This is a genomic window from uncultured Erythrobacter sp. (genome assembly GCF_947499705.1).
GTDB lineage: Bacteria > Pseudomonadota > Alphaproteobacteria > Sphingomonadales > Sphingomonadaceae > Erythrobacter.
In genome coordinates this window covers 633979-647821 of sequence record NZ_CANMPJ010000001.1, presented here as the reverse complement: position 1 = coordinate 647821, position 13843 = coordinate 633979, and the positions used below count along the sequence as shown (strand labels likewise).

The 13843-nt window shown below is 59.7% G+C and carries 11 protein-coding genes; 3 read left to right on the top strand and 8 right to left on the bottom strand.

The features are described 5' to 3' along the window. Positions 1-177: 177 nt before the first annotated feature. Positions 178-2394, bottom strand: coding sequence for a TonB-dependent receptor (locus Q0837_RS02885; protein WP_298465037.1), 2217 nt, complete (start codon positions 2392-2394; stop codon positions 178-180). A 290-nt stretch (positions 2395-2684) separates the two neighbouring features. Between Q0837_RS02885 and purS the strand changes: the two genes are divergently transcribed. Both purS and purQ read left to right on the top strand, forming a co-directional pair. Next, entirely contained in the window at positions 2685-2936 is a 252-nt protein-coding gene (gene purS / locus Q0837_RS02880; protein WP_298465034.1) for a phosphoribosylformylglycinamidine synthase subunit PurS, read from the top strand. Continuing rightward, positions 2936-3640, top strand: a complete 705-nt coding sequence (purQ, locus tag Q0837_RS02875; RefSeq protein WP_298465031.1) for a phosphoribosylformylglycinamidine synthase subunit PurQ — start codon at positions 2936-2938, stop codon at positions 3638-3640. Before purS ends, purQ begins: the two co-directional genes overlap by 1 nt. A 12-nt stretch (positions 3641-3652) precedes the next feature. Here the strand turns inward: purQ and Q0837_RS02870 are convergent, their stop codons facing one another. The 5 genes from Q0837_RS02870 to Q0837_RS02850 form a co-directional block, all read right to left on the bottom strand. Beyond that, positions 3653-6004, bottom strand: a complete 2352-nt coding sequence (locus Q0837_RS02870) for an EAL domain-containing protein (protein ID WP_298465029.1) — start codon at positions 6002-6004, stop codon at positions 3653-3655. Between the two features lie 82 nt (positions 6005-6086). Further along, on the bottom strand, positions 6087-6470 hold the full coding sequence (locus tag Q0837_RS02865; RefSeq protein ID WP_298465026.1) for a GFA family protein: 384 nt from the start codon (positions 6468-6470) through the stop codon (positions 6087-6089). After that, on the bottom strand, positions 6467-8290 hold the full coding sequence (gene glmS, locus Q0837_RS02860; protein WP_298465024.1) for a glutamine--fructose-6-phosphate transaminase (isomerizing): 1824 nt from the start codon (positions 8288-8290) through the stop codon (positions 6467-6469). The genes Q0837_RS02865 and glmS overlap by 4 nt, the downstream gene beginning before the upstream one ends. 80 nt (positions 8291-8370) lie before the next feature. Next, complete coding sequence (locus tag Q0837_RS02855) at positions 8371-9258, bottom strand: DMT family transporter (RefSeq protein ID WP_298465021.1); 888 nt, start codon at positions 9256-9258, stop codon at positions 8371-8373. A gap of 64 nt (positions 9259-9322) precedes the next feature. Further along, the gene (locus tag Q0837_RS02850; protein ID WP_298465017.1) at positions 9323-10351 is read right to left on the bottom strand and encodes a glycosyltransferase family 2 protein; all 1029 of its coding nucleotides are present in this window, start codon (positions 10349-10351) and stop codon (positions 9323-9325) included. An 89-nt stretch (positions 10352-10440) separates the two neighbouring features. Here Q0837_RS02850 and Q0837_RS02845 point away from each other — a divergent pair, with 89 nt between their 5' ends. Continuing rightward, positions 10441-12363 (top strand): hypothetical protein, encoded by a 1923-nt coding sequence (locus tag Q0837_RS02845; RefSeq protein WP_298465014.1) that lies wholly within the window; start codon positions 10441-10443, stop codon positions 12361-12363. Here Q0837_RS02845 and Q0837_RS02840 read toward each other — a convergent pair. Together Q0837_RS02840 and Q0837_RS02835 are read right to left on the bottom strand one after the other, a co-directional pair. After that, on the bottom strand, positions 12315-13139 hold the full coding sequence (locus tag Q0837_RS02840; protein WP_298465012.1) for a hypothetical protein: 825 nt from the start codon (positions 13137-13139) through the stop codon (positions 12315-12317). The two genes, Q0837_RS02845 and Q0837_RS02840, sit on opposite strands and share 49 nt — an antisense overlap. Positions 13140-13161: 22 nt before the next feature. Then, positions 13162-13821, bottom strand: a complete 660-nt coding sequence (locus tag Q0837_RS02835) for a class I SAM-dependent methyltransferase (protein WP_298465011.1) — start codon at positions 13819-13821, stop codon at positions 13162-13164. Positions 13822-13843 lie beyond the last annotated feature (22 nt).

Sequence of the window (13843 nt, the reverse complement as noted above, 5' to 3'; positions counted from 1 at the left end):
TGAGCGAGGGAAGCGAAGCTGAACGACCGAAGGGAGGACAACTCGCGCGCCGGATGGCGTGCGGAACAAAAGGCCTCCACAAAAAAGGGGCCGACAGGTCGCCTCCTGTCAGCCCCTCCCTGATGCGTGCCGATCAGCCGAAGCGCCGTTTCCGGCGCCCCCTCCCTGCCGGCTTGCTCAGTAATCGACCGCGAACGAGACGCCGATCACGCGCGGCTCGTTCACAAATGCTGTGTTGTTGTTGAAGTCGATCCCGCCAAGGATGTTGTCTTCATCGGTGATGTTCCGGGCGAAGGCTGCGATTTCCCACTGCCCGTCATTGCCCGCATAGCCGACCCTCAATCCGCCTTCAAAACGGCTGCCCGCATTGTACTCTAGGCTTTCGTAGAGGAAGAAATTGGTCTCACCGAGGAACACCCAATCGGTGAAGACGAAGAATTCGCCGCTGTCGCCGACCGGCAGACCATAACGCGCGGTGAAATCGCCGCTCCATTCCGGCGCATTGGGGAATGGATTGCCGTCGACCAGTGCAAAGCCGTTCGCGTTGAACGGATCGGTAACGGTGCACTGCGCGCAGGTTCCAACTGCAAGCGTGTTGTCGTTGATCTGTGTGTCGTTGTAGGCGACACCGAGCGTGACAAGGAACTCCGGGGTGATCTGAAACGCCGTGTCGAGTTCGAAGCCGTAGGCCTCGCCTTGATTGGCATTGATCAGCTGCACAAGGTTGCCTCCGCCGCCAACTGCGGTGAACTGCGGATCGTCGACCGTGTAGTAGAACACCGCCCCGTTCACGCGCACGCGGCGATCGGCAAACTCGCTCTTGAAGCCGACCTCATAGGAATTGATCGTTTCCGACTGAGCGACAGACGGCGCTCCGAAAAACGCCACGTCGCGGCCCTGAATGGTTGGACCGCGGAATGCATTGGCGACCTTCGCGTAAACACTGGTGTCGTCGGACAGATCGGCGAATATACTGACATCCCAGCTCAGTTGATCGTCCTGCACACTCACAGGTTGCGGCGGACCGCCGAGGCGGACGAAGTCTTTCTCGTCATCGGTATAGCGGAGACCGGCTGTCACGCGCACGCTGTCGGTCAACTCGTACGTGCCCTGCCCGAACACCGCCCAGGCCACGTTCTTGTGATTCACCGTTGTTGGCGGCGGGAAGGTGAAGCCTTCGGTGGTGACATTGAAATTGCTGACGAAGATGTATCCGCCAACCTGCCAGCTGAACGGACCTTCGGTGTTCGACGCCAGCCGCGTTTCCTGTGTGAACTGCTCGAGATCGATCGAATCCTGCGTATCCGAAGGGAACGGGATGAAGCCAGGACCGGATTCGGGCAGGAACGCTGCGCCGAAACCGCCATCGATATCGCCGCGACTGAAGCCTTCGCTGGCGCTGTAGTTGGTGATCGAGGTCAGCGTTAGCGCGTCGAATTCGTGGCTGAAATTAAGCGTCGCGCTGAACTGGTTGTATTCCGCCGGATTGCCCCCGCCAGCGTCATAGAAAACCACATCGCGGTCATAGTTTTCGTTGAGCTGGTTGCTCCCCGCAGTCAGCACGTTCGCGCGGAAGAAGGTCGAACTGCCCTTCAGATCGCGGAACTGTACCGAGGCCAGAATGTCGGTGCGGTCGTCAGGCGTAAGCAAGAGCTGCCCCCGAACTGCGAAATCGCTGAAGCCGCCCAGCACGTCTTCTTCCCCGGTAAAGCCATTGCTGATCCAGTCGCTGCGTCGCTGGAATTGGGTCGCGACGCGGAAGGCGAGAACATCATCGACGATTGCTCCGCCTACGGCGCCATTGAACGACACAGTGTCGAGCGAGCCGTACGAGAGCGACGCCTGAATATCCGTTTCCTGGGTTGGCTTCTTGGTGTCGACCTTGACGATGCCAGCGGGCGTGTTGCGACCGAACAGCGTGCCTTGCGGTCCGCGCAGCACTTCAACGCGCTCGACGTCGAAGATCGGGAAGCTCTTGAGCGTCACGTTCTCAAGGACGATTTCGTCCATGATCAGGGAGACGGGCTGCGACGCGGCGAGGTCGAAATCGGTGTTGCCGAGCCCGCGAATGTAGAAACGCGGTGCCACGCGGCCATTCGAACTTTCGACGTTCAAACCCGGTGCGGTGCCTGCAAGAGCCGTGGTGTCACCGGCAGCGCTGAAAAGCGCATCGACGCGCGCTTCATTCAGTATCGCTGCGGAGACCGGCACGTCCTGAAGGTTCTCCTCGCGGCGGTTCGCAGTGACGATGATCGTCGGCAACTCACCTGCTTGCGCTTCGCCTTCGGTCTCTGCGTCTTGTGCGGCGGCGGGGGCCGCAACGCCAAGCGCAGCGGCGGTGAAGATGGTCGAACTCGCCCAGAAAGCGCGAGTGGAGAGGTTGGGGTGTGACATAGATGGCCCTTTAGTGAGATCTTTGGGGGTAAAGGTGCCCTGCTCTGCTGACAGAATTGGCCGATTCTGGCGAGTTCACATCTGCGAAGTGCAGCGACAAGGTGTCAAATTGCAGCCACTCCGCTGCGGGTTGTTGCAGGCGGGTTACACAATATGACCGTGACACGACCGACATCGGCGAAGATTTCAGCAAATCTGTTCGAGGATATCGCATGCCGGGTGGGGTGCGCTGTCCAAAATCCCTCGCTATAGCCGCGGCCACAGATCACTCCCGAGCAGGAAACTCGCCCATGAAAGTCCGTATTCTCGTTCGCCTCAAACCCGGTGTGCTCGATCCGCAGGGCCGCGCCGTGCATCACGCGCTGGAGGGACTTGGGTTTGAGGGGGTCGAAGATGTCCGCATCGGCCGGATGATCGAGATGGATGTTGCCGACGGCACGAGCGACGAAACGCTTCGCAATATGTGCGAACAATTGCTTGCGAACATGGTGATCGAAGACTTCGCGGTCGAGAAACTCGACAACGTATCCGAGCCAGCCTGATGGGTTTCCCGTCGAACAATTTTCGCGCTGGCGTCATCACCTTCCCAGGTTCGAACTGCGACCGGGATATGGCAGTCGCGCTGGAGGCTGTGTCCGGTGAGCCAGCAATCCGGATTTGGCACGGCGATGCCGATCTTCCCGAAAAGCTCGATTTCATCGCCCTGCCCGGCGGTTTTTCCTATGGCGACTACCTGCGCTCTGGCGCAATGGCGGCCAAGAGCCCGATCCTGAAAGCAGTGGTCGCAGCGGCTGAGCGCGGCGTGCCCGTTCTTGGCGTTTGCAACGGTTTTCAGGTCCTTACCGAAAGCGGCCTGCTGCCCGGTGTGCTGATGCGCAATGCCCAACAGACCTTTGTTTGTCGCACGGTGGAACTGGAGGTCAACAACACGTCGTCGGTCTTCACGCGCGACTACACCGATGGCCAGCACATCCGCATCCCGGTCGCGCATCATGACGGTAACTATTTCGCCGACGAGGCAACGCTTGACCTGATCGAAGGCGAAGGACGTGTGGCCTTTCGCTATGCCGAAGACTGCAACGGGTCGCGCCGCAACATTGCCGGATTGCTCAACGAGCGCGGCAATGTGCTCGGCATGATGCCCCATCCGGAGCGCGCGATTGAGCCTGCTGCACACAGCTCGCTTGGCGGATCGGATGGTCGGGTGCTGTTCGAAAGCGCAGTAAACGCGCTGATCGACGCTTAAGGCGAAACCTCGTCAGGCTCTGATCTGTCTGGGCTCGTTGAACAATCGCCGTGCCTCTTCGCACGGCATTGGCCGGCCAAAATAGTATCCTTGGATCTTGTCGCAACCGAGACTTCGGATCAGCTCCGCCTCTTCACTGTTTTCGACGCCTTCGGCCGTGGTCGACATCCGCATCGCCTTGGCCATCGCGACCACTGCGTTGATGATTGCGAGGCTTTCCTGCGATTGCTGCGCCGCGCCCTGAACGAACATCCTGTCCACCTTGATGGTCGAAAAGCTCAGGGTCCGCAGATAGCCGAGCGAGGAATAGCCTGTCCCGAAATCGTCCAGTGCCACCGAACAACCCAGCGCCATCACATCTTCCAGTGCCTTTCGAGCGATATTGGCGTCGCGGACGAAGATGCTTTCCGTCACTTCGACTTCCAGCCGTTCGGGCCGCAAGCCGCTATCGGACAGGGCGGCAACAACTTCGGCGCAGAAATCGGGCTCAAGCAGCTGCTCGGGCGAGACGTTGACGTTGACCTTGATGTGCTCAGGCCAATTGCGCGCTTCCATGCAAGCCTTGCGCAAAACCCATTTACCGATTGGAACGATTAGGCGGGTGTCTTCGGCCAGCGGGATGAACTTGCCCGGACTGACAAAGCCGTGATCGGCGCTGTCCCAGCGCACCAGTGCCTCGAAGCTGACAATGCTCTCGCTGCGCGCATCGACAACGGGCTGATAGTGGAGGATCAATTCGTCGCGCGGTAGCGCCTTGCGTAGAGACACCTCAAGCTGGCGCCGTTCTTCGGCAGACGCGTGCAATGCCTGCTCGAAGCGGCAATGCTCTCCGCCGCCGAGATCCTTTGACTGGTAGAGTGCAAGGTCGGCATTCCGCATCAGTTCCTCAACGGAATTGCCATCGCGCGGGCCGATTGCCGAACCCACGCTGGCTCCGACATAGAGCGTATGCTGGTCAACCTGATAAGGCTCACTCAACGCCTCGATCACGTCATGAGCCACGCGTTTCACCAGCCCGGCAGTGCTGGCATCGCGGATCACAATCGCGAACTCGTCGCCGCCCAGCCTGCCGCACAGCAGATTGTCATCCATCAGGCTTTGCAAACGTGCAGAGACCTGCGCCAGCAGCTTGTCACCCGTCATGTGTCCAAGCGAATCGTTTACCGCTTTGAAACGGTCCAGATCGACCATCAGCAAAGCGCAGCGGGTCCTCCATTGCTGAGCAAATCGCAGTGCCTCGCCGAGCGTTTCAGTCAGCTGCAAGCGGTTTGGCAGCGACGTGAGCGTGTCGTAGCGGGCGAGGTAGGCGATCTTCTCCGACGATTCGCGTTGTTCAGTGACGTCCGATCCAACGCCGCGGAAGCCGGTGAACTTGCCGTTCTCATCTCGGATCGGTGTGCCCGATAGCTCCCACCAGCGCTCTTCACCCCGGATGGTGACCTGCACCAAGAGGTTGGAGAAGTTTTCACGGTTTTTCAGCCGCTCGGCCAGATCGTGCAGGCTGGGCGGGAATGTTCCGTCTTCCCAGTTCTTGCCCGCGACCAGTTCGATGATCGGGGTACCTTCGGCCTCCGCCTGACTCGTCGCGAGCGCAAAGGCGAAGCGCGGGCTGACATTGCGAGCGCGCCGGAGAGTGTCGATTTCCCAGAGCCAGTCGGCTTCGTTCTCTTCAAACTCGCGAAGCAGCAGCGAGACTACCTCGTCTTTCTCAGCGACCCCGGATTCGGCGATGCGTGCAGAGAGATGCGCACGGGCGACCTGAATCGCCCCGAACACTCCCAGAAGCGCCGCCATGGCCCAGGCGATCGCGGCAACCGAAAGCCCATTAAGCGAAAGATACGCGGTGATCGGGATTCCGAGCGCGACTGCATACACCACAACCCCGAGCGGTGGCGCGGTGTTGAAGAAAATCGATCCCGCAATTGTAATCACGATGACCAAGAGCAGCGCGATCAATTCTCCGGGGCCTGCGTAAGGAGCAAACAGAAACACCGCCGACGACCATAGCAAGCCGCTGAGCAGAGGCGTCGTAGCCTGCTTCAAAACCTCTTTACGGGTAATTCTGCGGTGATCGACGTCAAACAATGATCGATCAATCATGACACCGCGGACATGCAGCGCCAATTGGGCAAGAAGCCAAAGCGCCAGCCATTGAAATGCGACACTGTCCTGTAACACACGAACCACGAACAGGGCGAAAGCCATGTTGGCCATCGCGCGGTAGTGGGAAACTTTGGCGAGAGCGGAATATTGCAGACCGCGCAGACGCGTCCAATCGGCATCACCCCGGTCCGTCAGACCGAGGATGCCAGAAATGGGCAGGCCGGATGTCGATACCTGCTTTGGAGTTGCCGCTTCGCTCACCCACCCGCGCTACCCTTCAAAGGTTAATGGGGGGGTAAAACGCGCTCATTCCGATGGTAAATTTCGGTATAATTTCATTGGCCTAGCGAAGAACGTCGTCCGCAGCCTGCTCCCAGTTTTTGCCATCAAATTCAGTGATTTCTGGCGTCAGATTTGACGCATCGTCGAGGCAGGCGAGGTGCACGCTCCAGCAATCGGGATGCGACTTTGGTTGGTAGAAGCTTTTGACACCGCAAATTCTGCAGAAAAGGTGCACCGCCTGGCCACTACCGAACCGGTACGACGTCAGCGCCTCGTCGCCGCTCAACAACTCAAAGCGTTCGTGCGGGATGAAGAGGTGCAAATAGCCCGACGCCGAGCAGATCGAACAATTGCAATGCAGCATCTTCGGCGCGGCATCCGCCTCGGCGCGAAACCGCACCGCACCGCAATGGCAGCCGCCCTCGACGGGTACGCGTGCGCTCACTCCACCGTCACCGATTTCGCCAGATTGCGGGGTTGATCGACGTCGGTCCCTTTCACGACCGCCACGTGATAGGCGAGCAACTGTACCGGGATTGCGTAAACCAGCGGAGCGATGAGCGGGTGCACCACCGGCATTTCGATTGTCGCGAGGCAGCCCTCGCCAGCTTCCTCCAGACCTTTCGCATCGGAGATCAGCACCACTTTCCCGCCGCGTGCACGGACCTCTTCCATGTTGGACACGGTCTTTTCAAACAGCGTGCCAGAGGGTGCGATCACCACAACCGGAACATCGTCATCGATCAGTGCGATCGGTCCGTGCTTCATCTCGCCAGAGGCGTAGCCTTCGGCGTGGATATAGCTGATTTCCTTGAGCTTAAGCGCCCCTTCGAGGGCGAGCGGATAATCCTGTCCACGCCCGAGATAGAGCACGTCGCGCGCTGGTGCGATCAGCGGCGCCATGGCGGCAATATCGTCATCGTGATCCAGCGCAGCGTTCAGCGCGGCAGGGGCTTCGAGCAGGTGTTTGACCACCTCCATCTCTTCCTCGCGGGTCATCAGACCTTTCTTCACCGCCATATGGGCCGCGAGCGCTGCAAGGACCGCCAGCTGGCACGTGAAGGCTTTGGTTGAGGCAACACCAATTTCAGGCCCGGCATGGGTCGGCAGCAACAAGTCGGCTTCGCGCGCCATCGTGCTGGTCGGCACGTTTACGACAACGCCGATGGTCTGCCCTTCGGCCTTGCAATGGCGCAGAGCCGCGAGCGTATCGGCGGTCTCGCCGCTCTGCGAAATGAACAGCGCCAATCCGCCTTCTTCGAGCACTGGCTCGCGGTAACGGAACTCGCTTGCCACATCGATATCGACCGGCACGCGGGCAAATTGCTCAAACCAGTATTTGGCAACCATTCCAGCGTAATAGGACGTGCCGCATGCGACGATGGTCAGGCGGCGGATCGCGGACAAGTCGAAATCGAACTGCGGAAGCGCAACCGAGTTGTCATCGCGGCGCAGATAGGATGCAAGAGTCTGCGCCACCACAGTCGGCTGGTCCCAGATCTCTTTCTGCATGAAGTGGCGATAATTGCCTTTCTCGACAGCCGCCGCCGATGCACCAGATGGCTGTACCGGGCGAAAAGTCTCGCGCCCTTCGGAATCGAATATCTGAGCGCGGTCGTGACGGATGACTGCCCAATCACCCTCTTCAAGATAGGTAATACGCTGGGTCAGCGGCGCCAGTGCAAGCGCGTCGGACCCAAGATACATCTCGCCATCGCCGTGCCCTACGACCAGCGGCGACCCAAGCCGCGCGCCGATCAACAGATCTGGATATGCACGAAAGGCAATCGCGAGGCCGAAAGCTCCGCGCAATCGCGGCAGAACTTCACGCACGGCTTCTTCTGGGCCCATGCCGCTTTCGATGCGGCTTGAGATGAGATGCGCGACGACTTCGCTGTCTGTCTCACTTTCAAAAGTGCGGTTTTCAGCGGCGAGTTCGGCGCGCAGTTCCTTGAAATTTTCGATAATGCCGTTGTGCACAATCGCGACTTCGCCGGTGGCGTGCGGATGCGCGTTGGTTGTCGTCGGTGCGCCGTGCGTTGCCCAGCGGGTGTGAGCGATGCCGACCATACCGGGGGCGGGTTCGTCGGCGAGCACACTCACGAGATTGCCGAGTTTTCCTTCTGCCCGGCGACGCACCATCGCGCCATCATGCAGCGTGCAGATCCCTGCACTGTCATAGCCGCGATATTCCATGCGCTTGAGGCCATCGACCAACCGGTCGGCAACCTCTTCCTTACCCACGATCCCGATAATGCCGCACATATCTCTGGAATGTCCCTGTTTTGCCCGTTCGCGAGGCGCTTAGAGCATTGGAGGTGAATATTGAATTGCGGCTCTAACCGTTATGATGTGTGCTGCAACCCGTCGCGCCATAGGTAAAGTCCGGCAGCGATGATCATGGCCGCACCCGCCAGAGTGTACAGATCAGGTCGATCTTCAAAAAACCACCACCCCAGTGCGATCGCGACAATCATCTGCACATAGATCGCCGGAGCAACCTGCGCCGCGCCCGCTTTCGAGGTGCCGAGATAGGCCAGCCAATGCGCTGTGCTGGCTGTAACAGCAACCACAGCGCAGCGCGCAACCACGTCCCAGGCCGGCCAGCCGAACTCAAGCGCCGGGACGTTCGAGAAATTCGCTATGCTCGCCACGACGACCAGGATCGGTGCCGCGACCCCGGCGACGAAGACCTGCATCGAAAGAGCGCTGCCCATCCCTGCACTCGCGCGGTTCGTGACCATCAGCAAAGCGAAGAAGACCGCCGAAATGAGCGGCAAGAGGGCTGCCCAACCCAGCAAAGCTAGATTTGGGCGCAGTATGATTGCAACCCCAGCCAACGCGACCACTGAAACCAACCAGACTGCCGGGCGCACTTTTTCGCCGAGTAACAGGCCAGCGAACAATTGTGTTAGCACAGGTGAGAGGAACGCTATCGCCATCGCTTCGGCGAGGGGCATGATATAAATTGCCGAGAAAAAACAGACGGATGCCAAAGCCAGGCACGTTCCACGCGCGACTTGCAGCCACGGTTTGGTCGGAACAAATGCTCGTGGACCCTCGCTCCACAATAGAAGAAGCGACAGACTTAGCGCGCCCATGCAGAACCGCAGCGCCGCGACTGCGTGTGCGGGCCATTGGCCAGCCATTGATTTGATGACGGCATCGCCAACCGACAGCATGGCAAAGCCAAGCACCGCAATTGCCAGTCCAGATCGCTCGTCACGAGTCATGAACGGCCCGTATGGCCCGCTTATAGTTTAGGGAACCCCCCAGCGGAACCTTATCCGCCTGAGCTTACAACTGCGCTGCGATTTCCCGCGTCACGCGTTCGTTGAGTTCGCGTTCCACAATCGCGCCAGAGCGCTCGGAAATCGAGTATTTGTCGCCTTCGGTAATTGAGCGCTTGAGCACGATTTCGGCAACCAGACCGACAGAGATCATCTGACCGCCAAACAGCACCAGCAACATGCCGAGCATCAGCAGCGGACGATTGCCGATCGGGCCGAGCCCCATGACCCACAGCACGCTGAGATAGCCGAGGATCGCAACACCGAGTGCGGAGAGCGCCAATCCGCCGCCGCCAAACAGATGGAGCGGACGCGCGGCATAGCGCGTGGTCAGCCACACAGTCAGCAGATCCAATGCGCCCTTGATCAGGCGCTTGGCCCCGAATTTCGACACGCCAAAACGGCGCGCGCGGTGCTGAACCGGGATCTGGCCAACGCTGTAGCCGCGTGCGTGGAGCAAAGCAGGCACGAAGCGGTGCAGCTCGCCATACATCTCAAGCTCGGCGAGAATTTCGCGGCGATAGGCTTTGAAGCCGCAATTGTGGTCGTTGATCTCAAGGCCAAACGCCTTGTTCACCGCGCCATTGAACAGTTTCGACGGCAGTGTCTTGTCGAGCGGATCGTTGCGAATCTGCTTCCAGCCGGTGACGCAGTCATGGCCTTCGTCGATTGCTTTCAGGAAATTGCCGATCTCGCTTGGGTTGTCCTGAAGGTCGGCGTCCATGGTGAACACGACATCGCCTGACGCTTCGCGGAAACCCGCAGACAAAGCAGCCGACTTGCCGAAATTGCGGCGGAAGCGGATCATCGAAATGCGCGGATCGTTGGCAGCCAGCTGGCGGACAATCTTCTCGCCGCCATCGGTGCTGCCATCGTCGATGAAGATCATCTCGATGCTTTTACCCAGCGTTTCGCACTCTTCAACGATTTCGCCGTAGAGGATTTCAAGGCTTTCGCACTCATTGAAAAACGGAATGATAAAGCTGCATTCGACGACGTTCGTTTGGGCCGGATCGATATTGCCTGCGAAAGACATGTGAATTGCTACCCCCTGGAAATTGCATTCCGGGCCTAGGGGGCGAATGGAAAGAAACGGTTAATGCTGTTTGGTAAGGGTTGGGCTGAATGATCATTTCGATTGCAGCAACAGTGCTGTTGGCGCTTTTGGCGATGGCCCCCGGCTGGCTGTTGATGCACAGCAAAGCGGATCGATCCGGGCAATTCGGTGCGGCCATGGCCGCGTCGCTGACGGTTGTGATGCTGGTTACCGCGCTGATTGGCACCGTCTGGCATGCCGCGACCGGGGGTCAGATACCGGCAGCCAGCATGGCTGGCGTTTCGGTGCTTGGAATAGTCATCGTCGGTGCGTTCATCCGTAGGGGCGCGGCGTACCAGTCCCCCTCCCCTCCATTGGTGATCGAGTGGGAAGCCTTCGCGCTGGCAGCAGGCTTCGTCGCGTTCGGATTTCTTTCAATGGCTCTCGCAATTGCCACTACGCCGGACGGCGATCTGCTCATCCACAGCTGGTACAATGCCGACTGGTTCAAACATATTGGCCATGTCCATGCGATCGCCAATTCGGGCCTGCCAGCGCGCGACATTTTTGGCGGGAATGAACCGCTCTATTACTACTGGCTAAGCTACACGTTGCCCGGTGCAGGCGCAGCGCTGGGCGGTGACACTTGGGCGGCGCTGGCTACAGCAAATGCCATCATCACCGCTCTGTTTTGCTTTGTCTTTTACGGTTTGCTGCGCTTCGTCGCGCCGCGCCGATCAGCTTTGCTGATCGCATCGCTCGGACTGTTTATCATCGCACCGCTGGGATTCTTTATCGCCCTGTTCGGCGATGGGTTGCAGGCACTGCTGGACGTGCCGCAGGCACCCAAGGGGCCAGCCCTGATGACAATCGCGCAGTTCATCCCGCAGCATTCACTCGCCGCGACCGTGCTGGTTGGATGGGCCGTGCTTGCATACGACCGGCCGGAGCGTGGCTCCAATACGCCGCATCACCTTGCTCTCGCTGCCCTGGCCGCGCTTCTGCCGGTCTCGACCCTGTTGGGTGCGACGCTGCTGATCGGATATGGCTTTATCGAGCTCTACCGTCGGCGTCTCGCAGCAGTGCCAGAGCTGGCGATCATGGTTGTCGCGGTTGGCGTGCTGGCGGCGCTGCTCAATGTGGTGCAGCTCGGTAATCCGGACTCCGCACTGGAAAGCCCGCTGCTCAACAACCCCGAAGATATCCGCCCTTGGTTCGAGCGGGCCTCGAACGGCGGGATGCTACTGTTCGGATATTGCGGCGTTCCTCTGTTTGCTGCGGTGGTCGCACTTGTCCGCTGGAAGCCCACTGAACCCACCGGAATTTATGCGAGGGCGGTGGCATTCTGCCTGATCCTTGCGTCGTTCGTGGCCGTGGTCGGCACACAAGCACTCGCGCCGGAGCGCCTTGCGGCAGAAACCCTGATCCGCGCAGTCATTCCCGCGGCCATAGGAACGTCGGTGATCGGTGCATGGGCTTTCGCAGCTGCCATGAGGTCTGAAGCAAAATATCACTATGGCGCGATGGCCGCCATTGCAGCGATGACAATCATCGCCGCGCCGGGCATCTATGTCCGCATGGCGTGGATGACCGATTTAACCGACGACTGGACTACGAGAATTCCAGCCAATGATCGCGGTGCATTGGCTGATCTCAGGCGGCTTTCCGATCCCCAAGACCAGGTCTGGCAGTTCCCCGAACCACCCATCCTGGCGCGCGAACGTGGACACGACAGCTGGAGCGCGACGATTGCTGGGCGCGCGGTGCCGAATAGTGAGCGGGCGACCGATTTCACCATTGCGGCAAAGTTCATCGACCAGTCGAAGCGCTTCTTTGAAGGTGAGGACGTGCCGATCCCCGAGCAGGTTGAATGGATATACCTGTCGCGAATTCTTGCGCCAGACGGGTATGAGGTCACCAAAATGCGGCTGGTAGGCGCGCCGGAATGGAAGATGGCGTCTTGCTACGCCGACGCCTGTTTGTTCCAGCGGCGCGAAAGCAGCAGCCAGTAACCCGCGAGGCCAATCGCTCCGTCGCCAACCGTAGTCGCCAGCCGCGTCAGCAGGGCGAAGGCGGCGACAACTGCCGCGCTCTCGGCTGGTACAGCAAGGGCCAGCAGGGCAGATTCGCGCACGCCGATGCCTCCGGGCGCAACCGGCACAAGGAAGCCCGCAACCCATGCGAACATAAACATGGCGGTCAAGCGCTCGGGATCGGCGGCAGGCAATGCCAGCGCGGCGAGCAATGTGATCAACACAGCAAACAACGCGAAGAATGCGATCTGGAACCCGCCCGCACGAATAATCGGCGATCCAGCGATGATAGCGACGCCAAAACCAGCGACCGCCAGTGCTCCAAGGCCAATCATGCCGCCGCCGACAAGCAACATCATGCCGCAGATCAGAGCAGCCGGATTATGCAGCGCCGCCTCGGCAAGGCTCGCTTTTGCCATCGGCTTTTGCTCAAGGCCGAACTCTGCGCCGTTTAGCTGACGCGATCCATATTGAAAGATTGAACCCGGAATGTACTTCGCGACGACCGCAGGGCCGTAAATCGCGATCACCGCCGTGAGGTTGAGCGAACCCTGCCGCGCAGCCATCGCGATCCAGCCGACAGCCAAAAGCGCCAGAGCCGCTCCATAGGCCAGGCCAATCGCAAGCGTCGCCATCCACGCCGTTTGCGAAAGCCGGTCGACCACCGCGTCGGTTCCAAGCTCGCGCAAGGCGAGCCCGCAATAGACCAGCGCTGCCGCCAGCAAGACATAGCCGCCCCAGCGTATCGCCTTCATGGCTGAGCCGGGAAGCGGCGTCTTACCGCTCTCCATGACGCAGCAAGCTGGTGTAATCGGGATACGGCACGCAGTAAGAGCGGCCAAAATGACGCGTCTCTTTCAGAGCGCTGCCTTCAATCGCACCGCGGTAGCGCGAACGACCGGAATCGTCGAACACGACAATGCCGCCGCGCTTCAAACGGCTTTCAGCCTGCTTCAGGCACGACGAGCGATGGCGCCCGTCGATCACGATCATGTCGAACTCACCGTCAAACTCGTCGATCGCTTTGACATAGGCATCGGGTCCGTTGTCGATTGGGCGATAGAGCAGCGACACATTGTCGTGGCCCTTTGTCTGACGCTGGAACTTGTCGAGCCATGGTTTGTCGTGCTCGACTGTCACGATCTCACCGCAACGCTGCGCAAGCCAAACGGTGCTTGCGCCTGAGCCATATTCGAACACCCGCGCATTGCCGCGTGCCCCGAGAAAGTCAGCGATCTCGCGGGTCGCGGCAACATTCCACCACGGCAGATCAAGCGTGATCATGCGGTCGGTTTCGTAAATCGCGAACAGCGAAGCGAACCAGCGCGACCAGCCGTACGGATCGCTTTCGCGCGGCGCATCTACGTCATCTGCAAACGGACCGAGCCCACCAAGTCCTTGCATGGTATCAACGTAGCGACGCTTTATAATGTGCATTGAATATCCCCTTGGCGGATGC